Below are 26889 nucleotides of genomic sequence, written 5' to 3'. Positions count from 1 at the left end.
GAAGCGGATGTGTTGCAAGGCGCCCGTTGCGACGCAGTGCGGGCACTGCCAGCAGCGGGCCACACCGCAGAGCGCCGCGAATGGACGTCAGAAATCGCAATATTTATAGCGGCCTGCTTGACTGCACATCCCACCACGTCGGCAGCAGCTGGCGGATTTCCGGACGCGAGAAACGGTCGTCGATCAGGTAGACGACGCCCTTGTCCGACTGCGTGCGGATGACCCTGCCAGCCGCCTGCACCACCTTTTGCATGCCCGGGTATAGATACGTGTAGTCGTAGCCGGCGCCAAAGATGTCGCCCATGCGCTGGCGGATCTGCTCGTTGACGGGATTGATTTGCGGCAAGCCCAGGGTGGCGATGAAGGCGCCGATCAGGCGCGCGCCGGGCAAGTCGATGCCTTCGCCGAAGGCGCCACCGAGCACGGCAAAGCCTATGCCGCGCGTGTCCAGGCCGAAACGGCCGAGGAATTGCGCGCGCGCCGCGTCATCCATGCGGCGCGGCTGCTGCCAGATGGGCACGTCCGGGTAATGCTGGGCGAACAGGGTGGCCGTCTTTTCCATGTAGTCGAAACTGCTGAAAAAGGCCAGGTAGTTGCCTGGCGTTTCCGCGTACTGGCGCGCCATCAGTTGCGCGATGGGCAGCAGCGATGCGGCGCGGTGCTGGTAGCGCGTGGAAATGCTGTCGGCCACGCGCACGGACAATTGTTCCGCATGGAACGGTGACTCCACGTCGACCCAGGCCGTGTTCTCCGGCATGCCCAAGGTATCGCTGTAGTAATTCCACGGGCTCAGGGTGGCGGAAAACAGGGCCGTGCTGTGGCTGGCGGCAAAGCGTTCCTTGAGGAAGGGCGCCGGCACGATGTTGCGGATGCAGACGGTGGAGCCCGTCTCTGTCTTGCTGACGTCGAACAGCGAATGCGTGCCGAAACTCTCGGCCAGCCGGTTGATCAGCAGCACATCGAAGTAAAAGCGCTGCAAGTCTTCGTCCAGCGCCCCCGCGTGCTCGGCCATGTAGTCGCCGATGGCCGTCGCCACGCCTTGCAGGGCGCCAAAGAATTTGTCCGGCAAGGCCGCATGCACGTGGTAATCGCCCTCCTGCTGCTTGAGCAGGGCCGTCCACTGGCGGGACACGCGGTCCAGCGGTTTTTTCAGCGCCTCGGGCGCGAACTTGCGCAGCATCTTCAGGTCGATCTGTGCCAGTTCCGCCGAATACATGCTGCGCGCGCGCGACACCATATTGTGCGCCTCGTCGACCAGCACGTTGACCTTCCATTCGTGGGCCAGGGTCATGCCGTACAGCATGGCGCTGAGGTCGAAATAATAATTGTAGTCGCCGATGACGACATCGCTCCAGCGCGCCAATTCCATGCCCAGGTAATACGGGCAGATACCTTGCTGCAAGGCGATGGCGCGCACGGCTTCCTTGTCCAGTATCAAACCGCTGGCCAGCGCCACCTCGCGCGCCAGCGGCAAGCGGTCGTAAAAGCCCTTGGCCAGCGGACACGCTTCGCCGTGGCACGCCTTGTCCGGATGCTCGCAGGCGCTGCTCTTGGCGCTCAGTTCCAGCACGCGCAGCGGCAGCAGCGGCGCGCTGTCCTTCAGGATGGCGCAGGCGTCGAGCGCCATTTGCCGCCCGGGCACCTTGGCGGCGAGGAAGAACAGTTTATCGAGGCCATGCGCGGCCGTCGCTTTGAGCATGGGAAACAGGCTGCCCACCGTCTTGCCGATGCCCGTCGGCGCCTGCGCCAGCAAGCCGCAGCCACGGCTGCTGGCCTTGTACATGGCTTCGGCCAGCTGGCGCTGGCCCGGGCGAAAGTCGGCGTGGGGGAAGGCCATGGCCGCGAGTTGCGCGTCGCGGCTGGCCCGGTGCGCCATTTCCTGCTCGGCCCAGTCGAGAAACAGCGCGCAATGCTGCTCGAAGTAGGTGCGCAGCGCCTCGGCCGTGCATTCCTCGTGCATCACGGTCTCCTTCTGGCTGGCGATGTCGAAATACACGAGCGCCACGCGCAGCATGGGCAGCTTCAGCTGCTGGCACAGCAAGTGGCCATAGATGCGCGCCTGCGCCCAGTGCAGCTGGCGGTGGTTGGCGGGCATGGCGTCGAGCTCGCCCCGGTAAGTCTTGATCTCTTCCAGTTGGCGCCGCGCGGGGTCGTAGCCATCGGCGCGGCCCCGCACGTGCAGGGGGCCGAAGTCGCCGCACAGGCTGATTTCGCGCTGGTAGCCGTCGTCGCGCCGGCCCGTCACGGTGGCGTGGCCAGCCATGCCTTCCTGGGCCGTGGGCGAGGGGGTGAAGCGCAAGTCCAGGTCGCCCGCCTTGGCGGTGAATTCGCACAGGGCGCGCACGGCGATCGTGTACGTCACGCGGCCGCCTCCCATTGCAGGTAGCACACGCTGACGGGCATGGCGTGCTGCGCGCAATATGCGATCCAGCGCTGCTGGTTGTCTTGCAGGCGGTCGCCCGGACCCTTGACTTCGATCATGCGGTAGCGCTGTTCGGCCGGCCAGAACTGGATCAGGTCGGGCAAGCCGCTGCGGTTGCTTTTGATATCGAGCAAGATGCGTTCGAACGCCTTCCTCAGGTGCGCGGCCGGCATGCAGGCCAGCGCCAGTTCCAGCAAGCCATCGTCGAGCACCTCCCAGCTGACGAAGGGCGAGACGATGCCGTGCTTGGCGGCATGCGTGGCGCGGATGGCCGTCCGGTAGCTGCCGTCGTCAAGCTGCGCCAGGCAGGCGGCGAAGTCGGCGCTGCGGCGCAGGGAAAAGTCGGCGCTGTGCAAGTCGGCCGGCCCCCGGTGGAACGGGTGGAAGAAGGCGCCGGGGATGGCCTTGAAGATGGCGGGCCAGCACAGCAGGCCGAACAGCGAGTTGATCAGGGTATTTTCCACGTAATACACGGGCGCGTCGCTTTGGCTCAGATGGGCTTGCACCACGCCTTCCACATAGCATGCTTCGCGGGGAAACGGCAGTTGCAAGTCGATGCGCTCGACGCTGGCGGGCGCGCTGGCCGCCTGCCTGGCGTGGCCCAGCTTGCGCCGCAAACGGGGGGCCATGCGCAGCAGTAATTGCTGTTCCGCCTCGCTTTCCGGCGCCGCCAGGGCGATGAGCAGCCTGTCGTAGGCCGCCTGCGGCTGTTCATCCTTTTCCAGCACGCGGATGGCGCGGGCGCGCGCGCCCGGATAGCGGCAATCGGCGTACGCTCGGTAGGCGGTGGGCCAGTCCTGGCATTTTTCCAGGTGCTGGGCGATCTGGAAGCGCAGCTTGTCGCGGCGGCCTAGCAGCCAGGTATTGTCCTGCGACAAGGGCAGTGCCGCCAGTTCCTGCAGCACCTCGTCGGCCGGCGCGCTGTCGTTGTAGCGTTCGCGGCACTGGTGCAGCACTTCATAGTGTTCGATATCCTGGCGCGTGCGGAAACCGCGCGACTGCGGCGAGAATTCCACTTTTTCGTATTGGTACACGCCGAGGTCGGACAGCACGAATTCCGACCAGTCCTGGTGATAGTTGCCAAAGTAAATCAGGCGCAGGCGGTCGCACAGGGCCTGCTTGTCGATGCGGTACAGCACGTCGTCCGAGGACGGATACCAGGCGGAAAACGGCTTGTCTTCCGCATGGGCCTCGCGCAAGGCTTCGAGCTGCTCGGCCTTGCGCGCCGCCTTCAGGGGCGCGGCGAGGCCGAAAGCCTGGCCGATTTCCCCTTTCAGCAGCAGTTCGAACAGTTCGTCGAGCGAGATGGCGGGATCGGCCGCCACCCAGTGCAAGGCCAGCAGGGGCAGGGCGGCGGCGCGCGTGTCGCCGATCTCGTCGTAGTTGAGCTTGCTTGCGCGGAACAGACAGCCCTTGCGCATGACGAGGCGCACGAACAGGGCGCGTGACGCCAGCGGCAGCGTGCCGAACTGGGTGATGAATTGCGTTTCTTCCGCGCTCAGCAGATCGGCATAGCGCGCGCCGATCCAGTTCAGCACATCCTGGAAATTATCCAGATAGTACAGGGGATTTTCCAGGACTCTCAACATGGGAATAATAGTAGGGCTAGCGGCAATGTAACGGGTTTTACTGTGTTTATATACAGTTTAAACCTTCATCCGCCGCTTGCCCAGCGATTTTATGTTCAGCCAGCCGTGCTGTAGGCAAAATAGCTGTCGAACTTGTCGTAAGGAATGAATTGCTCGCGCAGCCTGGCGAGTTCTATGTCGGTCAGCAAGCCCCGGTGCACCTCCTTGCGTCCCTTCGGCAACGGCACCTCGTAATCGATGAGGTCCCTGGCCAGCAGCGCCTGCAATACCTCGCCTTGCTGCGGCGTCAGGTAGCGCGCGTGCGTGGTCAGGGTTTTTTCCAGCTGATCCCTGAATTCCTCGTCGCTCACCTCGTTGTAGGTATCCTGGTCGGCCATGGCATGGAGCAGCATGTGAAACATGAAATCGTGGAGGTTCTTCGCCAGGTACTGGGCTTCATTCTGGTCGTGCCACAGCAGCACGATGGGCATCTCGCCGTCCTGCTGGCGGGAAGCAAAGAAGCAGTAATGGTCGCCGGCGCCCGTTTGCGCGAACGGGATGAACTGGAAGGCCGGGTCGATCTGCCGGTAGTCGCCGGCGTCTGCCAGCTCTTCCATCGCTTCAGCGACGCCCTTTACATTGAGCAATTCGAAGTCGTCCGCATGCAGCAGCAGGGTAGGATGCTCCTTGAGTGTCGGAAATACCAGGCGGTACCAGTCCGGCCCGTATTCGCCCACCTCCAGCATGCCGTCCTGGGCGAGCCGCTTATAGAGTGGCGGGTAAGAAAAGCCGTGGCTATCTTCAATCTGCGACAGTGTCATATGTGCCCTGTTCAACGTGGTAAGCAGGAATGATAGCCGACGCAATGCCATGCACGGCAGCAAGGCGTTGCAGGATTCCAGGGGACACGCAGTGGCGTCACTCAATTAATAAACTTTTTTGTTTACTTATCTGCGCTGTCCACGTAGCCTTGCCATATACACATAATCAAGAAACGGATAGAGGCTGCATGAAAAACATCATATTGATCTCCGCCGCCTGTCTGCTGGCGCTGCTGTCGACCATCGGCGCATCCCTGCCGTATCCGATTTTGCCGCCGCTGTTCGCGGCCGAGGCGCCGAATGCCTTCAATAATTTCCTCGGCCTGCCATCGAAACTGCTGTTCGGCCTGGCGCTGACCATCAATCCGCTGGGCTTGCTGATCGGTTCGGCCTTGCTGGGACCGCTGTCGGACCGCTATGGCCGCCGTCCCCTGCTGATGCGCACGGCCGTGGGCGCCGCCATCGGCCACGCCATCACGGCCTGGGCGCTGGTGATCCAGTCCTATCCGCTGTTCATCGTCGCCCGTTTCATCACCGGCTTGCTGGAAGGGAATGGCGCCGTGGCGCGCGCCATGCTGGCCGACCAGCTGCAGGGGCCGCTGCGCCTGCGCGCCATGTCGTGGCTGAACGGCGCGTTTTACCTGGGCTGGCTGGTGGGGCCGATCCTGGCCGGCGCGACCCTCGTGTGGGGCGTGACGGTGCCGTTCTGGATCGCCGCCGCCGCCCTGATGCTGGTCGCCGTGCTGGTGGCCGTCGGCTTGCCGCGCGAAACGCCATCGTTGCTGACGACGTCCTGGTGGCAGGTGGCGCGCGACCAGCATTCGCTGAACCTGCTGCGCCACGACGAGCTGCGCACCCTGTTCATCGTGCAGCTGGCGTTGACGTGCGGCGTGGCCAGTTTCTATGAGTTCTATCCCTTGTGGCTGGTCGAGACGGCCAACTACAATGCGCAGGCGATTGCCTGGGTGAATGTCGGCCTGTGCGGCACGATGACCATCACCTTCTTGCTGGCAGGCGGCCCCAGCCGCCACGCGCCGCTGCTGCGCGCCTGCTGGTATGCCTGCGGCGTGGCGCTGGCCGTGGGAGTCCTGGCGTTGGGGAATATCTGGGTCGGCATCGCCGCCATCGTGCTGTTCGGCATCCCGAATGCGCTGTACAACACGGTGATACAGGGCTGGTGCGCCGAGCGTTTCAGCGCGCACGGGCAGGGCGCCGTGATGGGCTTGCTGGCCACCACCTTTTGCATCGCCAACATCGTCGTCGCCCTCAGCGGCTCCGTGCTGACCCTGATCGATACGCGATTGATCCTCGTCGCCGGCGCCTGCTCGGCAGCCTGGGCCGCCTGGCGCATGGCGGCCTGGCGTCGCCAGTTGGCCGGTGTCGGCGAGGCGAAGGCGGTGGCATGAACGCCAGCACGTCGGAGCAGAGCCTGTTCCTGCTGAAGATGCGCGGGCCGCAGACGGCGCAGCAGCTGGCCGCCTTGCTCGATATCACGTCCATGGGTGCGCGGCGCCAGCTGGAAGCGGCGCGCGACAAGGGGCTGGTGGCGTTCGAGGATGTGGCCGACAAGGTAGGGCGGCCGTCGCGGCGCTGGCAATTGACGCCGGCGGGCCATGCGCGCTTTCCCGACCGCCATGCCGACCTGACCGTGGAATTGATCGCGCAAGTGCAAGCCCTGTTTGGCGACGAGGGACTGGATAAGCTGATCAGCGCGCGCGAACGCAGCAGCGAAGCCGCGTATGGCAAGCTGGTCGACGTGCGGCTTGATCTGGCGCAAAGGGTGGAGTCCCTGGCCCAGGCGCGCGATGGCGAGGGCTACATGGCCCATGCCGAGGCGCAGGACGATGGCAGCGTGTTACTGGTGGAAAACCATTGTCCCATCTGCGCGGCCGCCACGGCATGCCAGAATTTCTGCCGCTCGGAACTGGCCATCTTTCAACGGGTACTGGGGGGCGACTGCACGGTGGAACGCAGCGAATACCTGCTGGAGGGAGGCAGGCGCTGCGTGTACAGGATCATGCCGGTGGATGTGTCGTCCGCCGGGTTGTAGGTCGGGTTAGCGCTGCGCGCGTAACCCGACATCACCATTGGCGCCAACAATGCGTCGGATTACGCGCGGCGTTGCCGCGCTAATCCTACCTACATCGCTTACTTTTTAGTCGCCTTGGGCTTGGCGGCAGGCGCTGCTTTTTCAGCCGCGGCGGTGGCGCCGGCCGTCGCCTTTTCCGTGGCCTGCGCCACTTGCGCGCTGGCCTTGGCGATCTGCTCTTCCACCGTTTTCACGGCCTGTTTCGTCGCCTTGGTGACTTGCTCGTAGCCGAGGAAGGCGTTGTCGATGGCGGCCTTGACGATGGCGACGGCGTTTTCCGAGCCCGGCGGCACGTTTTTCGTCACGTCGTAGATCAGCGCGCTCAAATTGCTTTTCGCTTCGGCCACGTGGGCTTCGGCGGCCGTGGTGAATTCCGTGTGGATTTCCTTGATGATGTCGTCGAGTTGCTGTTTATACGCTTTCGCGCCGGCCACGCCCGGTTGCAGCTGGGCGGCGGCGGCAGCCATGGCGGCCTTCGGATCCTTGGCCTGGCTGATTTCCTTGCCAGCGGCGATGCCATCCGCGATGCCGGACTTGGCGGTGGCCATGTTCAGCGCCAGCACCTGTTCCACGCCTTGCACGGCCTTGGTGGTGAGGGTATTGAAGGTCATCAGCTGGAATTCAAACAGGGCCTTGGTGGCCGATGCGAATTGTTCGGGATTCGTAAACATGTGGTCTCCTCGGTTTGAATAGATACGTTCTTATCGTTCCATACTCTTTCGACGCCGCATTGCCATCGCTAATTCTTTAAGCAATCAAGCCGGTTCCCCGTGTTGTTATGACCCCATTATTTAACAAGCGCCGGTTTTTCGCAACGGCTATCTTTGTACGGTCCCGAGGCCAGCTCCCAGCCAAATCCCAGCGTCGACTGGGCGCAGGACAGGGTGCCGTCGACCTTGCTGCGCCACTGGTACCAGGGGGCAGGTCCGGCCGACGCGCAGGTGCAGGCCAGCAGCAGGCTGGCCGCGATCAGGTATTTCATGGCAGTGCTCCGAAAGAAAAGCGTGCCCGCATTGTAGCGTGCCTGGGCGTCAGGGGGCGGGCGACTGCGGCGCCACGGCGGGCAGCTGCAGGGTGAAGGTGGTGCCGGCGGGGCTGCTGCTGGCGTCGATATGGCCGCCCAGCACGCCCGTGACGATGTTGTGCGCCACGTGCAGGCCCAGGCCCGAACCGCCCGAGCCGAGCTTGGTCGTGAAGAAGGGGTCGTAGATGTGCGTTAGGTCGTCGGCCGTGATGCCCACGCCCGTGTCGGCGATGGACACGGTGATGCCCTGGCCATCGTCGCTGCCGCGCGCCGTGAGCGTGATGCTGCCGCCGCTGCGGCCCTCGAATGCGTGGCGCAGGCAATTTTCCAGCAGGTTGCTCAGTACCTGGCCCAGCGGGCCGGGATAGCTGTCCATGGCCAGGCCGTCGGGCACGTCCTGCTTCAGGCTCAGGCCGGCGGCCTTCAGCGGCGTCGACATCGGCAGCATCAGTTCGGCGATGAACTGGCGCAACAGGAAGTGGCGGCGCTGCGAGCTGGCGCGGTCGACGGCGATCTGCTTGAAGCTTGAGACGAGGTCGGCGGCCCGCTGCAGGTTGCGCAGCATGATGGCGTCCGCCTCGCCCGCCTGGGTCAGGTAGGCGTCGAGTTCCGAGCGGCGCAAGCCGTCGTGGAAGCTGGCCTGGATTTCGCGCGTGCGCTCGGCCATCGTGGTGGCCACCACGAGGCCGTTGCCGATCGGCGTATTGAGTTCATGCGCGATGCCGGCCACTAGGGCCCCCAGCGCCGCCAGCTTGTCGCGCCGCACCAGTTCCTCTTGCGTGATGGACAGGTTGTCCAGCGCGGCCGCCAATTCGCGGTTCACCTGTTCGGACTGTTCCTTGGCCTGCGTCAATGCCGCCGTGCGTTCCGCCACCAGTTCCTCCAGGTGGGCGCGGTGGCGCTGCAGCTCGCGTTCATGGCGCATGCGGCCGATGGCGATGCCGGCCAGGTCGGTGGCCGCGTCGATCAAGCCCTGGTCGTGGGCGTCGGGGCTGCGTACTTCGCGGTAATACATGGCGAACGAGCCGAGCACGCTGCCATCCTGGCCGAAGATGGGGCGCGACCAGCAGGCGCGCAAGCCGAATGGCGCGGCCAGCTCGCGGTAGGGCGCCCACAGCGGGTCGTGCATGATGTCGCTGACCACCACCGGCTCGCGTCGGAACATGGCGGTGCCGCAGGAGCCCACGCCGGGGCCGATTTCCACGCCTTCGAGCAGGGCCATGTAGTCGGGCGGCAGGCTGGGGCCTGCCGCGCTGTGCATGTGGCGCCCGTCGTCGTCGAGCAGCATGATGGAGCAGTAGACGCCGCGCGACTGGCCTTCGATCAGCAGCAGCAGCTGGTTCAGCGTGGGAATCAGCGGCGCGCCCTTGGCGACCATTTCCAGCAAGGCGCTCTGGCCCGAGCGCATCGCTTCGGCCAGGTTGCGTTCGGTCAAGTCGATGATGCGCGCATGCACGAGCTGGCGACCCGGCACGGACAGGCGCATCAGGCGCAGCTCGCAGGCGATGGGGTGGCCGTCGCGATGGCAGCAAGTGGCGCGGAAGACGACGATCTTGCCCTGCAGGGTCTCGCGGATCTTTTCATCGAGCAATTGCGGCGATGACAGGCCATCGTCCTGCGTCTGCGGGAACAGTTGCTCCATGCCGCCTTGCAGCAATTCCGCCAGCGGCAAGCCGAACAGCTCTTCGGCCAGGTGATTGGCGTCGATCAGCAGCTTGTTGTCGATGTCGAACAGCAGCACGGCATCGGGCGAGCCGGCCAGGATCGAATGGTAATTGACTTCCAGCGTCTGCGGATGCAGGGGCCGCGGCGGCGTGGCGGTGTCGGCCAGGGGCCGGGCGGCGGGCGCCTCGGCCTTGTGCAGCGCCAGTTCCATGAGGATTTTTTCCGCCACGTCGCGCGCATTGAAGGGCATGCGGATGTAGTCGCTGGCGCCGGCGCCCACGCTGCGGCCCTGTTCCTCGGCGCTGGGGGTGGCCGACATCAGCAGCAGGGGCACGCTGTGGCGCCCGCCCGCATTGCGCAGCCGCATGCAGGTGGCGCCGATATTCGTGCCCGCCAGCGCCGCGTCGAGCAGGATCAGGTCCGTGCCCCCGGACGCCAGTTCCACGCCCTCATCGATATCGCCGGCAAGCCCGGTGCCCAGGTTGTGCCGGTCCAGCACATACAGCAGTTCGCGCACATCGTTCGGCGAACTGCTGACCAGCAGCACCTTGGCGCGGTCGGCGATGGAGGAAATCAACTGATTCATGGTGTCGCGCCCTTACGCGGTTCATGGGACTAATATTACATCAAGGCAAGGAGGAGTAAACGATAATTAATAATTATGCAAAGCAACGCGTTTGCGCGACCGTCACGCCCGCTTCAAGCGGCGTTTTTCGCCTCCGGCGTCGCTGCCAGCTCGGCGCGCGCCTGTTCGATACGCGGGTAATTATCCTCTATCCAGTCGACCAGCACGGCCAGGCGTTCGGCCGCCTCGCGTCCCAGCGGCGTCAGGCTGTACTCCACTTTCGGCGGAATCACCAGGTAGGCCTGGCGCAGCACGAAACCGTCGCCGGCCAGCGCTTCCAGGGTTTGCGCCAGCATTTTCTCGCTGACGCCGCCCACTTCACGGCGCAGCTCGCTAAAACGCCGCGTACCGCTCAGCAGCAGAACCAGCACGAGCACGGCCCAGCGGCTGGTCAGGTGGCTGAGCACGGCACGCGACGGACAGGCGGCCGCCAGCAGGTGCGCCCCCTGGTTTTGCCGGGCGAGGGCGGCGCGCATGCTGGCGCCGGGAGTGTCTATGTCCATGATAGGGTGTCCGTAAAAGTGGCGTCATCAAGCGCGCCGGGTGATGCATGGAAAAGAAAATCTCATACTTACCAAAAGGTACGTACTTACAATAAGTAAGCAATAGTCCTATTATAGGATTTTAGCCATCACCTTCCAAGGAGAAAATCATGATCGTCATTACCGGCGCCACAGGCAAGCTGGGCCAGCACGTCATCGCCAGCCTGCTCAAATCCATCCCTGCTGGCAATATCATTGCCGCCGTGCGCAACCCGGCCAAGGCCGCCAGCCTGGCCGCCCAAGGCGTGCAAGTGCGCCAGGCCGATTACAACGATGGCGCCAGCCTCGATGCGGCATTCCAGGGGGCAACGAAAATCCTGCTGATCTCGTCGAGCGAAGTGGGCCAGCGCGCGCAGCAGCACCAGAACGTCATCGAAGCAGCCAGGCGCGCCGGTGTGGCGCTGCTCGCCTACACCAGCGTCCTGCGCGCCGATACGTCGCCGCTGGGCCTGGCCGCCGAGCACGTGGTGACGGAAGCGGCCATCCGCGCCTCCGGCTTGCCCTATAGTTTCCTGCGCAACGGCTGGTACCTGGAAAACCATACGGAACACCTGGCGCCCGTGCTCGAGCACGGCGTCGTGCTGGGCGCGGCGCAACAGGGCCGCTTCTCGTCGGCCGCGCGCGCCGACTACGCCGCCGCCGCCGCTGCCGTCCTGACGGCGCAGCAGCCGCAAGCCATATATGAACTGGCAGGCGACCACGGCTTTACCTTGACGGACTATGCGGCCGAAGTGGCGCGCCAGTCGGGCAAGGGCATCGTCTACAAGGATATGCCGCAGGCGGACTTCAAGGCGGCCCTGGTCGGCGTGGGCGTGCCGGAAGGCTTTGCCGATTTGCTGGCCGATTCCGATGCGGGCGCGGCGCAAGGCGGGCTGGAAGAGAACGGCAAGCAGCTGAGTACGCTGATCGGCCGTCCGACGACGACCCTGGCCGAGGCCGTGAAGGCGGCGCTGGTCAAATAAGGGAAGGGTGCCGCAGGTCGGGAAGACTGCGCGGCATTCTGGAATGAAAAAAGCCGCAAACTCGTGAAAGTTTGCGGCTTTTTTGCGAATTAGGTAATGGTGCCCACGAAGGGACTCGAACCCCTACACCCGAAGGCACATGGACCTGAACCATGCGCGTCTACCAATTCCGCCACGTGGGCACTGATGCTGCTTGTTGCTACTGTTACTGCGATGTCTCACTACTTTACTGCGGATTACAACGATGAACGACTCGTTGCTGGTGGTGCCCACGAAGGGACTCGAACCCCTACACCCGAAGGCACATGGACCTGAACCATGCGCGTCTACCAATTCCGCCACGTGGGCATTGTGCTGCTAACTGCTGTGCTACCTTACTACTTTTTACTGCGGATCACAACGTCATGCAAACCGTTGCTGGTGGTGCCCACGAAGGGACTCGAACCCCTACACCCGAAGGCACATGGACCTGAACCATGCGCGTCTACCAATTCCGCCACGTGGGCATTGTTACTGCTTGCTGCTAGTCGCTGCGTGTTCTGCAGCGAGGACAAAATCATAAGGGCTGGCGCGCATTCGGTCAATCAACATTTTGCACTTTTCTTCAAGAAATACCTTTTTCACTTGAAAAAAGGCATTTCCCTATGAAAGAGGGGATAATTCTGCCTGTTTTTTAAGCAAAAACAGGCCTTTGCCGCTTATTGCGGCAGGGTGATGGTTTGCGTGCCTATCTGCAGCAAGCGTCCGCCAGGCACCAGCTGCAAGGAGGTGGGCACCGATTTGCAGCCGACATCGAGCACGATCAGGAACTCCGCCGTCATGGCCGGGGTCGTCTTGATATAGGCGGCATGTTGCTGGCTGGCTTCCAGGGGCGGATTGGGGGCGCTAAAGCCGGACAATTGCTCCTCGTCCGGCCGTAGTGATTGCAGGCACAGCGAAGCCGTGCCATTTTCTATGCTGGCCCGGCCATTCGGGTACAGGTATAAGGTATTGAGCGCATGGATATTCCACTCGAAAGTGCGGGCTGTGGCGGAGTTCAGCTTGTCGCGCACCACCACCACGTCGTTCAGGCGCGAATACCATACCTGACGCTTGGCCAGGCTCAAGTCGTTGCTGTAGGCGGCGCTGGCATCGCCTTCCACGTAGTCGAGGTCTGTCGCGTGCGTGAATGTCGTGATCTTGCCGTTTTTGTAGCGCATCTCGTAATGGCCTTCGATGAACTGGCCTTTGCCGCCATCAAATGTGATGGCGTTGTGCGCACGCGACTGGCGGTACCAGCTTTTCGAGAGCGGCGATGCATAGTAGTCCTGGTAGCCGGCTTCGATCAGCAGTGGCTTGCCGCCGCTGTTGATGACCAGGCTGTTTTGATCGCCGTGGCTGTGATTGAAGGCGCCAAACGGGCTCGACTTGAAGTAGACGGAAGTGCGGGCCGGGTTGCTCATGTCGCTGTGCATGGCAGCCCAGCCGATGCTGGGAAAGAGCATGGCGTTGGGTGGTGCCTCGGGCGCGATTGTGTCGGCGGGGAGCGGGTAGGGTGCTTGCAGCAGGGTAATGGGATTTTCCTGCGCGCCTGGCTGGCTGCTGTACCAGGCCGCCGCCGGCGTGGCTTGCCGTGCCACATACGCCTTCAGGAGCGCCGGGTCCGGCTTGCTTTCATGGACATCGCCGAAGACGTGGCGCGGTGCGTTCGGTGGAATGAACTGCATGAAATAATCGGAAAATCCCGCGGCCCAGGGTTTGTTGAACAGGCTGACGCCAGTGGCTTCGGCCAGCGGTTGCCATAATTGCAGTTGCATGTCGGTGGTGTACTGGCCATACGCCGAGCCATTGGCAAAGCCGCCTTCCGGACCGCTCCAGACGTGGACGATATGCATGTACGAGCGCACGGCGAAGTCGAACCAGGCTTGCGCTTCCGGCCTGGCGTCGAGCAGCAAGGTTGAGGTGGCGGCAAGGTAGCCGAGTGCCTCGACGCCGTGCGAGTCCATGGGGGATTGATCCAGGCGCCCGCCGGCGGCGGACAGATCGGCATAAATGGGTGTCAGTCGTTGCGCGGCGACCGACAGCCAGCGGCTGCGGCGTGGCAGGTCCAGGTCCAGCCACAGGAAATCGGCGCCCTTGGCGAGTACCAGGGCAATCATGCGCGCCACCTGATCCTGGGCTTTATAGCTGGTGGGTCCATCCGGACTCAGCGCGGCCAGCTGGTCGCCGCGCACTATGGCTTCGTCCAGATACCTGCGTTCCTGTGTCAGGCGAAATAGCAGGGCGGCCGCCTCCATTTGCCGGATCACGGCGCCGGCGGCATTGGCGATGCGGCCGTACTGGCCGCCATCGTTGGGCGTGGTCCACAGGCCATCGTTGACGCTGGCCACGGCGGTGGTATTCAGATTGACTTCGCTGACGAGCCGGTTCAGGAAGGGGCGCCGTTTGCCATCCATGGCGGCATCCCAGGCGCTGGCTTGCGCAAATGAAGCTGGCAACTGGCGGGGGCGCGGATGGGCCCGCACGGTGCTCGCCAGCTCGGACGATTCGGGAACGACAAAATTGCGTGAATTGCTGTCGATGGTAAACGGGCGCTTGTCGGACCAGTCGGGGGATGTGGCGCGTGGGCTCACGCGCCATTCATACTGGCCGGGAGGCAGTGCGCTCGATGGCAGCAGGAAGTTGCGCGAGACGGTGTAGCTGCTCGCGGCGCCGCCAACCGGCGCAATCTCCACGACATATTGTGCGGGATAACTGCCATGGCGCGGCCAGGCGAAGGACGGCGGATTTTGCACCTGCAATTGCACCTGTTCCGGCGCCGGCTTGACGATTTCCGGGCTGCTGGAGCGGGTGCTCACCCAGTCCGCCGCCGGGCTGGCGCCAGCGCCGAGGCTCAATGCCATAAAGCTGCCGAGAAGAATTCGTTGGTGTTTGCGGGGCCTGCATGTCATGACTTATCTCCAAAATGCCGTTGCCAGCCAAGCGTGATGCGTGGCATGGGGAGATGTCAATATACTATCAAATGGATGGGAGGAAGTTTCTTTTTGATAATTAACTGCCTGGCCGCCGATGTCGTGGCTGCGACCATGAAAAAAGCCGCAAACTCGTGAAAGTTTGCGGCTTTTTTGCGAATTAGGTAATGGTGCCCACGAAGGGACTCGAACCCCTACACCCGAAGGCACATGGACCTGAACCATGCGCGTCTACCAATTCCGCCACGTGGGCACTGATGCTGCTGACTTACTACTTTTTACTGCTCGAGTATTTGTTGCAAAACAACTTACAACAACAATTCTGCTATTATAGCGACTTGAAGAGTTTTGCGCCAGATGAGCTTTCGCTCCATACTGCACATCAACCCTGTACCGCTTTCCTGCAACTGCATTCCCGTGAAGGTTTGTCGCTGCAAGAGACCGAGATTATAGAGCAATATTTGCCGAAGTCAAATGCATTGCGCAGCTTTTCTCCTTTTTTTCATCGGCGGGGTACTTGTACGGTTTCCGCTACGCTGTCCGTTAGGCAAACCAAGGCGTCGTCCGGTACACTACCGGACATCACCGCGTCAATATTGACGGTGATGTCATCGGTCTTTGTTCTCCGTTTGATCACTGTCAATACCAACTATAGAAATACTTTTGAGCCAAAATACCCACACCATCCCCAGCCGGGAGGACATTCTCGGCATATTCCGCAGCGTCAACGCGCCTCTCGATCCGCAGTCTCTCGGGAAAACGCTGCAAGTGCATGCCGATTCCATGGATGTCCTGGTCCGTCGCCTGAAGGCGATGGAGCGCGACGGCCAGCTCAAGTCTGATGCCGGCGGCGTGTTCGCGCTGGCCGACCAGAGCGCGCTCGTCGCCGGTCGCGTCACCAGCCACCGCGATGGATTCGGTTTCGTCATTCCCGACGACGCCAGCGCCGACCTGTTCCTGCCTGAGAAAGAAATGCAGAAAGTACTGCATGGCGACAAGGTCATGGCCCGCATCGTCGGCACCGACCGCCGCGGCCGTCCGGAAGGCACGATCGTGGAAGTCACGCAGCGCGCCAATACCCACGTCATCGGCCGCCTGATCCAGGAAAACGGCACCTGGGTCGTGGCGCCGGAAGACCAGCGCATCGGCCAGGACATTTTAGTGACCGGTTCGCTGGGCAAGGCGAAGGCCGGCCAGATCGTCAGCGTCGAGCTGACCGAGCAGCCGATGCGCTTCAAGCAGCCCGTCGGCAAGATCGTCGAAGTGCTCGGTGCCCTGGACGACCCCGGCATGGAAATCGAGATTGCCGTGCGTAAATTCAACGTGCCGCACATCTTTTCCGCCGCCGCCCTCAAGCAAGCTGAAAAACTGCCGTTCGAAGTGCGTGCCGCCGACCTGAAAGACCGTGTCGACTTGCGCGACGTGCCCTTGGTCACCATCGACGGCGAAGACGCGCGCGATTTCGACGATGCCGTGTATTGCGAGCCCGTCAAGATCGGCCGCGCCAACTGCTTCCGCCTGATCGTCGCCATCGCCGACGTCAGCCATTACGTGAAACCGAACGACGCGCTCGATGCCGACGCGCTCGAACGCAGCACGTCCGTCTACTTCCCGCGCCGCGTGATCCCGATGCTGCCGGAAAAGCTGTCGAATGGCCTGTGCTCGCTGAACCCGGCCGTCGACCGCCTGACCCTCGTCTGCGACGCCGTCGTCAGCGACAAGGGCGAATTGAAGGCGTACCAGTTCTACCCGGCCGTCATCCATTCGGCCGCGCGCTTGACGTATGACGAAGTGGCCGCCGTACTGGGCAACACCAAGGGGCCGGAAGCGGCACGCCGCGCCGACATCCTGCCGCATTTGCAGAACCTGGAAGCCGTCTACCGCGCCTTGCTGAAGGCGCGCACGGAGCGGGGCGCCATCGATTTCGAGACGACGGAAACGTATATCGTCTGCAATAGCGCCGGCAAGATCGAAAAGATCATTCCGCGCACGCGCAACGAAGCGCACAAGATCATCGAAGAGTGCATGCTGGCGGCCAACGTCTGCGCGGCCGATTTATTGCTGCGCAACAAGCACCCAGGCACCTACCGCATCCACGCCAGCCCGACCAAGGAAAAGCTCACGCAAGTGCGCACCTTCCTCAAGCAGGTCGGCCTGAACCTGACGGGCGGCGACACGCCATCGGCATCCGATTACCAGACCTTGATGCAGCAGATCAAGATGCGTCCCGACGCGGCCCTGCTGCAAACGATGTTGCTGCGCTCGATGCAGCAAGCCGTCTACAGCCCGGATAATATCGGCCACTTCGGCCTGGCGTACGAGGCGTATGCCCACTTCACCAGCCCGATCCGCCGCTACCCAGACCTGTTGACGCACCGCGCCATCAAGGCCATCTTGCAAGGCAAGAAATACGAGCCGAAGCTGTCGGACAAGACCGTGCTGAACACGAACGTGTCGAACGCCACGCGCAAGCAGCAGGCGAAGGACAAGGCCGAAGGCAAGCCGAAGAAGACGGATCTGACCATCTGGGATGCGCTGGGCGTGCATTGCTCGGCCAACGAACGTCGCGCCGATGAAGCGTCGCGCGACGTCGAAGCATGGCTCAAGTGCTACTTCATGCAGGACAAGCTGGGCGAGGAATTCACCGGCACGATCACCGGCGTGACCACGTTTGGCGTGTTCGTGCAACTCGACACCCTGTTCGTCGAAGGCCTGGTGCACGTCACCGAACTGGGCACCGACTACTTCCAGTACGACGATGCGCGCCACGAACTGCGCGGCGAACGCACGGGCAAGCGTTATCAATTGACGGACCGCCTGACGGTGCAAGTGGCAAGAGTCGACCTGGAAACGCGCAAGATCGACCTGCGTTTGGTTACCGATGCGGAACTGGCGGGCGAAGAAGCGCCTGCCAAGCCGAACGGCAGCGGCAAGCGCAAGGGCGAAAAGAAATCCATGGTCAAGCCCGGTCCCGCGACCGAGCAGCGCCATGAGATCAAGACCAGCGTCAAGGCTGGCCATGGCAGCAATGGCGCCAAGCCTGCAGGCAAGGCGCAAGCCAAGGCCGCACCGAAGGTAGCAGCTCCCAAGGCCGCGCCCAAGGGCGAGCCGAAGCGCAGCAAGAAACCAGCCGCGGCACCCGCCGCGGCGGCACCACGTGCAGCAAAAACTGTATCAAAATCAAGCAAGAACAAGCGATAAGCGATAGATAGATAATGAAGAATAAAATGATTTTCGGCTTCCACGCCGTCACCTCGCGCCTGCGTCATGAAGCGTCGTCCGTGGAAGAAATTTTTGTCGATGCCAGCCGTGTTGACGGCCGCATGAAGGACATGATCGCCGCCGCCAAGTCGGCCGGCGTGCGCGTCATGCCCGTCGACTCGTCGCGCCTCGACAAGATCGTCGGCACGCGCCGCCACCAGGGCGTGATCGCGTTTGCCTCGCAACTGTCGCTGGCGCGTAACCTCGACGAATTGCTGGACGCCATCGATGGCCCGCCGCTGCTGTTGATTCTCGACGGCATCACCGACCCGCACAACCTGGGTGCCTGCCTGCGCGTGGCCGACGGTGTCGGCGCGCATGCCGTCATCGTGCCGAAGGACCGCGCCGTGGGCCTCAACGCCACGGCCGCCAAGGTCGCCAGCGGCGCCGCCGAAACCGTCCCGTACATCACCGTGACCAACCTGGCGCGCACCATGCGCGAATTGAAGGACCGCGGCATCTGGCTGATCGGCACGTCGGACGACGGCGAAAAAGGCTTGTACGAAGCCGATTTCACGGGCCCGACGGCTCTGGTCATGGGTTCCGAAGGCGAAGGCATGCGCCGTTTGACGCGCGATACCTGCGACATGCTCGTCAGCATCCCGATGTTCGGCTCCGTCGAGAGTTTGAACGTGTCGGTCGCCTCGGGCGTCTGTCTGTACGAAGCCCGCCGCCAGCGCATCGCGAAAGAAGGCTAAAAAACGTCCAGGGCGGCGTTGCATTGCCGCGCCGTACTTGCGTACTGTCTTCGGCAATGCGCCTTGCCCTGACCGTTTTGTAGCGCTTCCCTGACAAGCCGCCGCCCTCGAGGCGGCGCTTGTTTATCTGCCTCTCCGGCAGCACGCCGCCGAATACGCTACCATTTAGCGTCTTGTCTCTTACCCATTCAGAAATCCGTCTTATGTTCCACCACCTGCGCGAAGATATCAACAGCATCATTGAACGTGACCCCGCCGCCCGCAATGGCTGGGAGGTGCTGACCTGTTATCCGGGCTTGCACGCCATCGTCATGCATGGCTGGGCGCACTGGTGCTGGACGCGGCGCATGAAGTGGGTGGGGCGCTTCATCTCGTACCTCGGCCGCATCATCACGGGCATCGAAATCCACCCGGGCGCCACCATCGGCCGCCGCGTCTTCATCGACCACGGCTTCGGCGTGGTGATCGGCGAGACGGCCATCGTCGGCGACGACTGCACCATCTACCAGGGGGTCACTTTGGGCGGCACCTCGCTGCATAGCGGCAGCAAGCGCCATCCGACCCTCGAGCGCGGCGTCATCGTCGGCGCCGGCGCGCAAGTGCTGGGCAGCTTCACGGTGGGCGAGTACGCCAAGGTGGGCTCGAACGCCGTGCTGCTGAAACCCGTGCCGGCCGGCGGCACGGCCGTCGGCAACCCCGCGCACATCGTGCAAAAGGATGTCAACGCCTTGCGCGAAGGCAGCACGGCGCACCTGTTCGCCGCGTACGGCGTCACGCCGAACGGCGACGATCCGCTGTCGAAGGCGCTGCAAGGCCTGATCACGCACGCCGTGGCGCAGGAACAGCGCATCGAAACCATCCTCGCCACCCTGAAGGCGGCGGGCATTTGCTGCCAGGGCGTGCCGGAATGTGATAAATTTGATTCGGAACAAATGAACAAACTGGTCGATTAAGGATTTATGCATGAATACTGATGTGACGGCAGCTGACAAGAGCAGCGACAATCCCAATCTGCTCGACCCGTTCGAGATCCGCGTGCTGGCCGTGCTGGCCGAGAAGGAAGCGCTGACGCCGGACAGCTATCCGCTGTCGCTCAATGCCCTGACCAACGGCTGCAACCAGTTGTCCAGCCGCGACCCCGTCATGGCCCTGACCGAGGAAACCGTGTACGACGTGCTGCAGCGCCTGATGCAGCGCAAGTTCGTCAACGGCATCACGCAGGCGGGCGCCAGGGTCGCCAAGTATGAACACCGCATGCGCATCAAATGGTCGCTGGAACAGGACAAGCTGGCCATCCTGACGATCCTGATGCTGCGCGGCTTGCAGACGGCCGGCGAAATCCGCAGCCGCAGCGGCCGCGTGCATGATTTCAAATCCGTCGCCGAGGTGGAGTCCGGCCTGCAATTTTTGATCGACAAATACCCGCCGCTGGTGGCGAAACTGGCCGTCGCGCCTGGCGCCAAGGAACCGCGCTACGGTCACTTGCTGGGCGGCGAGGAAGCGCTGGCCCGCGACGAGACGGCCGCCGGCTACGCGGGCGCCGTCAGCGCGCCGCAGCAGGGCAGCCGTGTGGCCCAGCTGGAACAGGAAGTGCTGCAGTTGCGCAGCGATTTCGATGGCCTGGCGGCGCAGTTCGAGGCATTCCGCAAGCAGTTCGAATAAGGGCCCTGCACGCGTGACTTTTTCCTTTTTGTGCCGTTCCTGCGGCGAGACCCACACGGGCATGCCCAGCTTCGGCGCGGACGCGCCATGGCTGTACGAGCAGATGGCGCCGGCCGAACGGGCGGCGCGCTGCCAGCTCGACAGCGACGCCTGCATCGTCGACGAGGAGCACTGCTTCGTGCGCGCCACCATCGACATCCCCGTGCATGGCCACGATGAACCGTTCAGCTGGGGCGTGTGGGTATCGCTGAGCGGCGACAGTTTCGACGCCTGGGACGCCTGCTTCAACGACGCGAAACGTGCCCACATCGGTCCCTTCTTCGGCTGGCTCAGCACGCCGCTCTGCGTATACCCCGATACCCTGAACCTGAAAACCCGCGTCCACCTGCGCGACGATGGCGTGCGTCCCTCCATCGAGCTGGAACCGACGGAGCACCCGCTGGCCGTCGAGCAGCGCGACGGCATCACGGTCGAGCGCGTGGCTGAGCTGTATGCGCGGCTGATGCACGGCGGCTGAGCGCATCGGCTCGTCGGAGCGCGCCTCTGTCGTTGCGGCCGACAAGCTGGAAACGCCGCCTGGCATCAGGCGGCCCGCACCACCCGCACGCTGTTGCGCCCGTCGCGCTTTGACGCGTACAAGGCGGCGTCGCCCAGTTCCAGCAGCGCCTCCAGGCCCGCTGGCGGCCGCTCGAACAGCGTGCCGCCCACGCTCAGGGTGACCGCCTTGGGCGTGAAAAATGCCTGTTGCGCCATCTGTCCGAACAAGCCGCGCAAGGCGTTGCCCAGCGTGATCACGCTGTCGCTGCTGGCGCCGCGCAGCAGGATCACGAACTCATCCCCGCCCAGCCTGGCGGCAAGCGCGCCCTGCGGCAGCGTATTGCAGATCATTTCACTGAGGGCCACCAGCAATTTGTCGCCGGCGCTGTGGCCGTGCAGGTCGTTGACCTGCTTGAAGTTGTCGATATCGATCAGCAGCAAGGCACCGGGACTGTGCGGCGTAGCCTGTTCCAGCAGGCCGGGCGCGCGCTGCTCCAGGGCGCGGCGGTTGTACAGGGCGGTGAGGGGATCGCGCGCGGCCAGCTGCTCGATGCGTTCTTCGCGGCGGTGGCGTTCCGTGCCGGTCATGGACAAGGCGATCAGCATGATCGCCATGGCACCTTCCACCAGAGAAACCTGGATGACCTCGCCACGGAAGGCAGCCAGGTCGACAAAGGTATCGAGTGCAACGATGGATGCGGCCTTGGCAAAATAAAAGAGGCCGTGCAGCAGCAGGACGTAGCGCAGCTGCACGGCGCCCACGCTCAGGGAAACGCCATGGGGGCGCAGCAGGAAGCTGGCGCGCAGGCTGATGCCGGCAATGAGCAGCGATTGGATGACGAACATCACCTTGGACCACCATGCCGCGCCGGGCACCAGCAGCATGGCCAGCCAGGCAAGGCCCAGCAGATACCACGCGCGCGACAGGCGCATGTTCGTGAACCTGGCGACGCCTGCCAGGAACAGCCAGTGGGCGGCGATCAGCAAGCCGTTGGCAAACCAGATCCCGATCAGCAGGTAGCCGCTGGTGCGCAGCAGGGCCAGGACGCAGCCGACGGTGATGACGGCGAACCCCGCGCTCCAGAACAGCAGCGATTTTTCGCGCACGCCGCGCCACTCCACGGCCAGGTAAAGCGCGGCGGCGGCGGCCAGCGCGGTCGAGAGGATGAGGGTGGTGGAGGGATCGAGTGCCATGAATCAGGAGGGACGTGAGATTGCCCGGATAAACCGATGAAGGGAGGGACGCTATTTTAGCGCCCTCCCAGGCAAGTTTGGCTCATCTTTGTTAACCAAAAGTACCGAATATGTACTGCCATCCAGAATCAGTGACCGCGACTTGCCACTCGGTACTGGTCACGACATGGCCGTTGCAGCAGGTAGCCGGACGGGCGAGGCTGGCGAGGCCGGCTACTGCCTGGAGCCAGCCTTGCCCAGCTTACGCGCTGCTTCACCTTTCCCCCATGGACTCGGAAAACGTCTTGGTGATCGGTTTGGTCAGGTAGCGCAGTACCGTCTTGCGGCCCGTGTTGATTTCCACGGTGGCCGTCATGCCGGGCTGGATCAAAATCGGTTCGCCGTTCTTGCCGATCAGCTTGCGCCCGCTCGTCTTGATCTGCACGCGGTAATAGGGCTGCTCGTTGCCCTTGTTGTCCTCGCTCAAGGTATCGGCGCTGATGTAGCTGACGGTGCCGCGCAGGCGGCCGTAGATGCCGTAGTCGTAGGCGTCCAGCTTCACGGCCGTGGGCAGGCCGGGCTTGATGAAGGCGATGTCGGCCGGTTTCACTTTCGCTTCGATGATCAGGTCGTCGTCGGTGGGCACGATCTGCAGGATTTCCTCGCCCGGCTTGGCCACGCCGCCCAGCGTAGTGAGGCGCACATTGCGCACGATGCCGTCGGTGGGCGCGTAAATGTCGGTCGAACCCAGCTGCTCCTTGCGCTGGGTCACGGTCTGCAGCACGCCGGCCAGGTCTTCCTGGGCTTTCACCATGTCCGTCTGGCTATCCTGCAGATACTTGTTGCGCCGGTTGGTGATCTGCGCCTGGATATCGACCACCTGGCGCCGGAGCTTGAGCACCTCGGCGCGGCTGACGTCGCCCGTTTCCAGCAGCGGCAAGTTCATTTCCAGCTCTTCCTTGATCAGCTTCATGGCGCTTTCCAGCGCGCTCACTTCCGCCTGCACGGCGCCCTGGCGCTTGCTGAACAGGGCCAGCTGGTTGGCGCGAAATTCCGGGAACGCCTGCAATTCGGGCGGAAATTTCGGCGCGCCGCCAAATACTTCCGCCTGCAGCCGCGCCACGGCCGCCTTCAGGCCGGCCGCCTTGGCCGTGCTTTCCAGGTAGCTCGTCTCGGCCCGCGTGCGGTCGAAGCGGGCCAGCAGTTCGCCCTTTTTCACGATGCTGCCTTCGTGCACGCGCAGCTCGGCCAGCACGCCGCCGTCGGCCACCTGGATAATCTGGTTGCGCGAGCTGGCGATCACCTGGCCGTTGGCGCGCGTGACCTGGTCCAGCTCCGCCCACGAGGCCCAGGCGATGACGCCCGCCAGCGCCGCCGCGCAGCTCCAGATCAGCAGCCGGCCCCGTTTGGCTTCTTCCCGCGTTTCGACTTTGGCCAGTTTCATGCGACGGCTCCTTGCGCTGCCGCCGGCTGGACCATCGGCGCGGGCGCGGAAGCGGGAACCGCTTGCGGCTTGCCCGACAGCTTGGCCAGGACAACGTCGCGCGGGCCATCGAGCAGCACGCGTCCCGCCTGCAGCACCACCAGCCGGTCGAGCAGGGGCAGCAGGGCGTTCTTGTGCGTGGTGGCGACCATGGTCACGCCTTCGGCCGCCAGTTCGCCCAGCAGGCCGACGATGCGCGCCTCCGTCTTCGCATCCATGGCGCCCGTCGGCTCGTCCAGCAGCCAGATGCGCGGCCTGGCCAGCAGCAGGCGCGTGACGGCGATCAGCTGGCGCTGGCCGCCGGACACGCCGCGCCCGCCTTCCGTGATGGCCAGCGCCAGTCCGCGCGGCTGGCCCAGTATCAGCTCGATCAAGCCCGTGCGCCTGGCCGCCGCCAGGATGGCTTCCTCGCCCGGGTCGGCCAGCCCCAGCAGCAGGTTGTCGCGCAGGGTGCCGCTGAACAGCCGCGTTTCCTGCGGCAGGTAGCCGACCATTTCGCGCACCACGGGCGGCGCCAGCAGCGCCATGTCGACGTCGCCCAGGTAGGCCTTGCCTTCGGCCGGCTGGTACAGGCCCGAAGCCAGTTTCAGCAGGGTGCTCTTGCCCGAGCCGATGGCGCCCACCAGGCCCACCCGTTCGCCGGGACGGATGGCGAGGTTGTCCACTTCCAGCGCCACCTTTTGCGCGCCGCCGTAGGTAAAGCGGATGCGCTCGAAGCGCAGGCCCGTATCGAGGCTGCGCGGCGTCAGCGCGAACTGCGCGTTATCCGCTTCATTGGGCAGGCTGATGACCTGTTCCAGGCCGTCGATCGAAGCGCGCGCATGCGCCCATTGCACCATCACGGCGGGCAGCTGCACGATGGGCATCAGCGCGCGGTTGCTGATGATGGTGCAGGCCATCAGGGCGCCCATGGTCATCTGGTTTTCGGCGACGAACCAGGCGCCCATGGAAATGAGGGCGACGTTGGTCAGCTGCTGGAAGGCGGCCGTGATGTTTTGCGACAGGGCCGCATAGTCGCGGATATTCTGCTCCGCGTGGCTGGTCTCGGCCACCAGCTCGGCCCAGCGCGCCTGCATCATCCATTCGGCGCTGCTGCCTTTCAGCGTCTCGACGCCGTCGACGGCTTCCACCAGCAAGCCGGCCTTGCGGTTGCTGGCGTTGAGGTTCTTGCGCGTGTGGTTCTGGATGGCGCGCTGGAACATCAGGCCGCACACGAGGGCCAGCGGCAGCGCCACCAGCGGCACCACCACCAGCCAGCCGCCGATGATGGTGATCATGGCGAGGAAGATCAGGGCGAAGGGCACGTCCGTCAGCACGAACAGCGACGTCGACGTCAGCACGCCGCGCACCATCTCGAACCCCTTCACCTGCGCCGCCAGGGTACCGACGGAAGCGGGACGCGCCTCCATGCGGATGCCCAGCATGCGCTGGAAGAACCACTCGGACAATTCGTGGTCGACGTCATTGCACGAGTGGTCGACGATGCGGCTGCGCACCTGCTTGAGGATGAATTCGAGGCCGATCGACAGCGCCACGCCGACTACCAGCACCCACAGGGTGCTGAAGCTCTGGTTGGGGATCACGCGGTCGTACACCTGCATGGAAAACAGCGAGGTGGCCATGGTCAGCAGGGTCACCAGCGCCGTGGCCAGCACGGCGTCGACAAACACGCTCTTTTTCAGCCACAGCGCATTGCGCACGAGGCCCAGGGCGCCGGGGCGGGCCGCGCTTTTTTCCGCGCGCCGCGGCAGTCCCACGCAGGCCAGGCCGGCCAGCGAGGCCAGTTGCAAGGGGCGCCCGTCGATGCCTTCGCCACTCCAGGCGCCATCGGCGCCGCGCGCTTGCAGCAAGCCCCAGCCCGTGCTGGCGCTGTAGACGGCGAACGGCAGTTCGCCCGGCGTCGGCTCGTGCAGCAGGCGCGCCGCGCCTTCCAGCCCGGCCGCCTGCCAGACGGTAGTGAGGGCCACGCCGGGGCCGGCGTCGTCGTTTATGTCATCGAGCTGGCGCTGCAAGTCGGCCAGGCGGGCGGCGGCCAGGTGCTGTCCCGTCAGGCGCGCGGCGCGCTCGGTGAGCGTCAGCAAGCCATGTTTGATGGAGGTATCCACGCTGTCTCCTGTTTGCATGATGTCGGTGTCAATTCGCGCGCGCCGTGCCGGCCGGCGCCGTGCGTCCGGCCAGGGTGCCCGTCTGCGCGGCCAGGCGTAGGCTGGCGGCGATCGCCTGCGCGCGCGTGTCTTCCAGTGAAAATTGCGCCTGCGTTGCTTCGCGCACGGCGTTGAGCACGTCGTTCCAGCTCTTGCGGCCGATCACGTACTGGCGCGCATACGATTCGAATACCTGCGTCGAGGTGGTGCTGGCCTCGCCCGCGTTGCCCAGGCGCTGGCGGCTCGCTTCGGCCTCGTTCCAGTCGAGGGTGAAGCGTTCGCGCACCTCGCGCTCGGCCACGTCGTGCGCCGCGCGCGCGCCTTCGCGCCGGGCCACGGCGGCATCCACGCCGGCCTTCGCCGACAGGCCGGCGCCCGGCTGCGCCTGCAGCACCAGCATGGCGCGCGTGCGGTTGTCGGCGTTGATGCCGCCCGTGGGTTTTTCCATGCGCAGCACGACTTTCGGCATGTAGGCCGAGCGCTGCATGGTGATTTCCGAGTCGGCCGCCTGCGCTTCGAAATCGAGGCGCTGCAGGGTGGGCGAGTAGGCGATGGCCTGGCGCATGACGCGCTCCAGGCTGGCGTCGGGCAGCGGTTCGCCCACGCCGACCCCGGTGGCGCTGACGAGGCGCACGGGCTTGCCGGCCAGCTGCGACAGCTGCGCCAGCGCGTTCTCCAGCGCCTGGCGCGCGCTCGACACGTCGTTGGCCGCCTGGTAGGCGCGCGACTCGGCCAGGCGCTGGTCCGTTTGCGAACTGACCGACTGCGCCACGCGGCGCTTGATCATGTCCAGCAGGCGCTGGTGCTCGGCCAGCCCCGTTTCGGCCGAGCGCACGCGCGCCGTCTGGCGCAGCGCTTCCGTGTAGGCGGCGATCACGCGCAGCGACAGGCTCAGGCGTTCTTCCTCAATGGCCGCGCCGGCCGCATCGACCCGGCTGCCGGCCGCGTCGATGCCGGCGTCGATGCGCCCGCCGCTCCACAACGGCTGCTCGATGCGCACCACGCCGCCCGTTTCCTGCGAACCGGTGGGGACTTCGGCCGACAGGCTGGGAAAGCGCTGCCATTGGGCACCATCGAGGTCGGCCCGCGCGGCCGCCTGCGCCGAGCGTTTGCCCTGTACCGCCGGATGGCTTTGCAGCGCCTGCTGCAAGACCTGGTCGAAATTCCACGCCGTACTGCTCTGGGCGCTGGCATCTGGTGCGGCCGTTGCCATGGCAACGGCCGCCAGTACGGCCGCGATGCAGGGCAGGATGCCGGGCCAG

Annotated in this window: 20 protein-coding genes and 4 tRNA genes; 8 read left to right on the top strand and 16 right to left on the bottom strand. The window is 64.2% G+C overall.

Going from position 1 to position 26889, the window contains the following annotated elements; translation table 11 throughout:
- Window positions 1-103: 103 nt before the first annotated feature.
- The 3 genes from YQ44_RS17035 to YQ44_RS17025 form a co-directional block, all read right to left on the bottom strand.
- Complete coding sequence (locus tag YQ44_RS17035; RefSeq protein ID WP_071324406.1) at window positions 104-2377, bottom strand: ATP-dependent DNA helicase; 2274 nt, start codon at window positions 2375-2377, stop codon at window positions 104-106.
- Window positions 2359-4011, bottom strand: coding sequence for a VRR-NUC domain-containing protein (locus tag YQ44_RS17030; protein WP_071324405.1), 1653 nt, complete (start codon window positions 4009-4011; stop codon window positions 2359-2361). Before YQ44_RS17030 ends, YQ44_RS17035 begins: the two co-directional genes overlap by 19 nt.
- Before the next feature lie 95 nt (window positions 4012-4106).
- Window positions 4107-4811 carry an SMI1/KNR4 family protein gene (locus tag YQ44_RS17025; RefSeq protein ID WP_071324404.1) on the bottom strand — a complete coding sequence of 235 codons (705 nt, stop codon included), beginning with the start codon at window positions 4809-4811 and terminating at the stop codon, window positions 4107-4109.
- Between the two features lie 188 nt (window positions 4812-4999).
- Between YQ44_RS17025 and YQ44_RS17020 the strand changes: the two genes are divergently transcribed.
- Together YQ44_RS17020 and YQ44_RS17015 are read left to right on the top strand one after the other, a co-directional pair.
- Window positions 5000-6217 (top strand): MFS transporter, encoded by a 1218-nt coding sequence (locus YQ44_RS17020; protein WP_071324403.1) that lies wholly within the window; start codon window positions 5000-5002, stop codon window positions 6215-6217.
- On the top strand, window positions 6214-6861 hold the full coding sequence (locus YQ44_RS17015) for a helix-turn-helix transcriptional regulator (RefSeq protein ID WP_071324402.1): 648 nt from the start codon (window positions 6214-6216) through the stop codon (window positions 6859-6861). Before YQ44_RS17020 ends, YQ44_RS17015 begins: the two co-directional genes overlap by 4 nt.
- A gap of 98 nt (window positions 6862-6959) precedes the next feature.
- Here YQ44_RS17015 and phaP read toward each other — a convergent pair whose 3' ends face one another.
- The 4 genes from phaP to YQ44_RS16995 all read right to left on the bottom strand — a co-directional run bounded on the left by phaP (window position 6960) and on the right by YQ44_RS16995 (window position 10717).
- Complete coding sequence (gene phaP / locus YQ44_RS17010; RefSeq protein ID WP_071324401.1) at window positions 6960-7571, bottom strand: TIGR01841 family phasin; 612 nt, start codon at window positions 7569-7571, stop codon at window positions 6960-6962.
- A gap of 116 nt (window positions 7572-7687) precedes the next feature.
- Window positions 7688-7882 carry a hypothetical protein gene (locus tag YQ44_RS17005; RefSeq protein ID WP_071324400.1) on the bottom strand — a complete coding sequence of 65 codons (195 nt, stop codon included), beginning with the start codon at window positions 7880-7882 and terminating at the stop codon, window positions 7688-7690.
- A gap of 49 nt (window positions 7883-7931) precedes the next feature.
- Complete coding sequence (locus YQ44_RS17000; protein ID WP_071324399.1) at window positions 7932-10175, bottom strand: ATP-binding protein; 2244 nt, start codon at window positions 10173-10175, stop codon at window positions 7932-7934.
- 113 nt (window positions 10176-10288) lie between these two features.
- Window positions 10289-10717 (bottom strand): winged helix-turn-helix transcriptional regulator, encoded by a 429-nt coding sequence (locus YQ44_RS16995; RefSeq protein ID WP_071324398.1) that lies wholly within the window; start codon window positions 10715-10717, stop codon window positions 10289-10291.
- A 149-nt stretch (window positions 10718-10866) separates the two neighbouring features.
- Between YQ44_RS16995 and YQ44_RS16990 the strand changes: the two genes are divergently transcribed.
- Window positions 10867-11718: an SDR family oxidoreductase gene (locus YQ44_RS16990; protein ID WP_071324397.1), complete on the top strand. Its 852-nt coding sequence runs from the start codon at window positions 10867-10869 to the stop codon at window positions 11716-11718.
- Window positions 11719-11815: 97 nt separating this feature from the next.
- Here YQ44_RS16990 and YQ44_RS16985 read toward each other — a convergent pair.
- The 5 genes from YQ44_RS16985 to YQ44_RS16965 all read right to left on the bottom strand — a co-directional run bounded on the left by YQ44_RS16985 (window position 11816) and on the right by YQ44_RS16965 (window position 14922).
- Window positions 11816-11900: transfer RNA gene (locus YQ44_RS16985), tRNA-Leu, on the bottom strand.
- Between the two features lie 81 nt (window positions 11901-11981).
- Window positions 11982-12066, bottom strand: a tRNA-Leu gene (locus YQ44_RS16980).
- Window positions 12067-12139: 73 nt separating this feature from the next.
- Window positions 12140-12224, bottom strand: a tRNA-Leu gene (locus YQ44_RS16975).
- 192 nt (window positions 12225-12416) lie between these two features.
- Window positions 12417-14600 (bottom strand): heparinase II/III domain-containing protein, encoded by a 2184-nt coding sequence (locus tag YQ44_RS16970; RefSeq protein WP_083411915.1) that lies wholly within the window; start codon window positions 14598-14600, stop codon window positions 12417-12419.
- A 237-nt stretch (window positions 14601-14837) separates the two neighbouring features.
- A tRNA-Leu gene (locus YQ44_RS16965) sits at window positions 14838-14922 on the bottom strand.
- 410 nt (window positions 14923-15332) lie between these two features.
- Here YQ44_RS16965 and rnr point away from each other — a divergent pair.
- The 5 genes from rnr to YQ44_RS16940 all read left to right on the top strand — a co-directional run bounded on the left by rnr (window position 15333) and on the right by YQ44_RS16940 (window position 20807).
- Window positions 15333-17870, top strand: coding sequence for a ribonuclease R (gene rnr / locus YQ44_RS16960; protein WP_071324395.1), 2538 nt, complete (start codon window positions 15333-15335; stop codon window positions 17868-17870).
- Window positions 17871-17884: 14 nt separating this feature from the next.
- Window positions 17885-18628, top strand: coding sequence for a 23S rRNA (guanosine(2251)-2'-O)-methyltransferase RlmB (gene rlmB, locus YQ44_RS16955; protein WP_071324394.1), 744 nt, complete (start codon window positions 17885-17887; stop codon window positions 18626-18628).
- 203 nt (window positions 18629-18831) lie between these two features.
- The gene (cysE, locus tag YQ44_RS16950) at window positions 18832-19581 is read left to right on the top strand and encodes a serine O-acetyltransferase (protein ID WP_071324393.1); all 750 of its coding nucleotides are present in this window, start codon (window positions 18832-18834) and stop codon (window positions 19579-19581) included.
- Between the two features lie 10 nt (window positions 19582-19591).
- A complete protein-coding gene (locus YQ44_RS16945; protein WP_071324392.1) occupies window positions 19592-20290 on the top strand; it encodes a YceH family protein in 699 nt (232 codons plus the stop codon).
- Window positions 20291-20303: 13 nt separating this feature from the next.
- The gene (locus YQ44_RS16940; protein ID WP_071324391.1) at window positions 20304-20807 is read left to right on the top strand and encodes a DUF2199 domain-containing protein; all 504 of its coding nucleotides are present in this window, start codon (window positions 20304-20306) and stop codon (window positions 20805-20807) included.
- A 65-nt stretch (window positions 20808-20872) separates the two neighbouring features.
- Here YQ44_RS16940 and YQ44_RS16935 read toward each other — a convergent pair whose 3' ends face one another.
- From YQ44_RS16935 to YQ44_RS16920, 4 genes are all read right to left on the bottom strand, one after another.
- Window positions 20873-22021 (bottom strand): GGDEF domain-containing protein, encoded by a 1149-nt coding sequence (locus tag YQ44_RS16935; RefSeq protein ID WP_071324390.1) that lies wholly within the window; start codon window positions 22019-22021, stop codon window positions 20873-20875.
- Window positions 22022-22274: 253 nt separating this feature from the next.
- On the bottom strand, window positions 22275-23444 hold the full coding sequence (locus YQ44_RS16930) for an HlyD family type I secretion periplasmic adaptor subunit (RefSeq protein WP_071324389.1): 1170 nt from the start codon (window positions 23442-23444) through the stop codon (window positions 22275-22277).
- Window positions 23441-25588 (bottom strand): ATP-binding cassette domain-containing protein, encoded by a 2148-nt coding sequence (locus YQ44_RS16925; RefSeq protein ID WP_198043736.1) that lies wholly within the window; start codon window positions 25586-25588, stop codon window positions 23441-23443. The genes YQ44_RS16930 and YQ44_RS16925 overlap by 4 nt, the downstream gene beginning before the upstream one ends.
- Before the next feature lie 28 nt (window positions 25589-25616).
- Window positions 25617-26840 (bottom strand): TolC family protein, encoded by a 1224-nt coding sequence (locus tag YQ44_RS16920; protein WP_071324388.1) that lies wholly within the window; start codon window positions 26838-26840, stop codon window positions 25617-25619.
- Window positions 26841-26889: the final 49 nt, after the last annotated feature.

The sequence above is a fragment of the Janthinobacterium sp. 1_2014MBL_MicDiv genome (assembly GCF_001865675.1).
In the GTDB taxonomy this organism is placed as follows: Bacteria; Pseudomonadota; Gammaproteobacteria; order Burkholderiales; family Burkholderiaceae_D; genus Janthinobacterium.
The sequence above is the reverse complement of the archived record's forward strand: the minus strand, read 5'-3'. Positions and strand labels throughout refer to the sequence as shown.

What these genes read in the sequence shown, in the direction of transcription:
- YQ44_RS17020 (WP_071324403.1), top strand. Translation starts at nt 5,000, where the DNA reads ATGAAAAACATCATATTGATCTCCGCCGCCTGTCTGCTGGCGCTGCTG.
- YQ44_RS16995 (WP_071324398.1), bottom strand. Translation starts at nt 10,717, where the DNA reads ATGGACATAGACACTCCCGGCGCCAGCATGCGCGCCGCCCTCGCCCGG.
- YQ44_RS17000 (WP_071324399.1), bottom strand. Translation starts at nt 10,175, where the DNA reads ATGAATCAGTTGATTTCCTCCATCGCCGACCGCGCCAAGGTGCTGCTG.
- YQ44_RS17035 (WP_071324406.1), bottom strand. Translation starts at nt 2,377, where the DNA reads ATGGGAGGCGGCCGCGTGACGTACACGATCGCCGTGCGCGCCCTGTGC.
- rlmB (WP_071324394.1), top strand. Translation starts at nt 17,885, where the DNA reads ATGAAGAATAAAATGATTTTCGGCTTCCACGCCGTCACCTCGCGCCTG.
- YQ44_RS16920 (WP_071324388.1), bottom strand. Translation starts at nt 26,840, where the DNA reads ATGGCAACGGCCGCACCAGATGCCAGCGCCCAGAGCAGTACGGCGTGG.
- YQ44_RS17015 (WP_071324402.1), top strand. Translation starts at nt 6,214, where the DNA reads ATGAACGCCAGCACGTCGGAGCAGAGCCTGTTCCTGCTGAAGATGCGC.
- YQ44_RS16990 (WP_071324397.1), top strand. Translation starts at nt 10,867, where the DNA reads ATGATCGTCATTACCGGCGCCACAGGCAAGCTGGGCCAGCACGTCATC.
- YQ44_RS17005 (WP_071324400.1), bottom strand. Translation starts at nt 7,882, where the DNA reads ATGAAATACCTGATCGCGGCCAGCCTGCTGCTGGCCTGCACCTGCGCG.
- YQ44_RS16930 (WP_071324389.1), bottom strand. Translation starts at nt 23,444, where the DNA reads ATGAAACTGGCCAAAGTCGAAACGCGGGAAGAAGCCAAACGGGGCCGG.
- cysE (WP_071324393.1), top strand. Translation starts at nt 18,832, where the DNA reads ATGTTCCACCACCTGCGCGAAGATATCAACAGCATCATTGAACGTGAC.
- YQ44_RS16970 (WP_083411915.1), bottom strand. Translation starts at nt 14,600, where the DNA reads ATGGCATTGAGCCTCGGCGCTGGCGCCAGCCCGGCGGCGGACTGGGTG.
- YQ44_RS16945 (WP_071324392.1), top strand. Translation starts at nt 19,592, where the DNA reads ATGAATACTGATGTGACGGCAGCTGACAAGAGCAGCGACAATCCCAAT.
- YQ44_RS16935 (WP_071324390.1), bottom strand. Translation starts at nt 22,021, where the DNA reads ATGGCACTCGATCCCTCCACCACCCTCATCCTCTCGACCGCGCTGGCC.
- YQ44_RS17025 (WP_071324404.1), bottom strand. Translation starts at nt 4,811, where the DNA reads ATGACACTGTCGCAGATTGAAGATAGCCACGGCTTTTCTTACCCGCCA.
- phaP (WP_071324401.1), bottom strand. Translation starts at nt 7,571, where the DNA reads ATGTTTACGAATCCCGAACAATTCGCATCGGCCACCAAGGCCCTGTTT.
- YQ44_RS17030 (WP_071324405.1), bottom strand. Translation starts at nt 4,011, where the DNA reads ATGTTGAGAGTCCTGGAAAATCCCCTGTACTATCTGGATAATTTCCAG.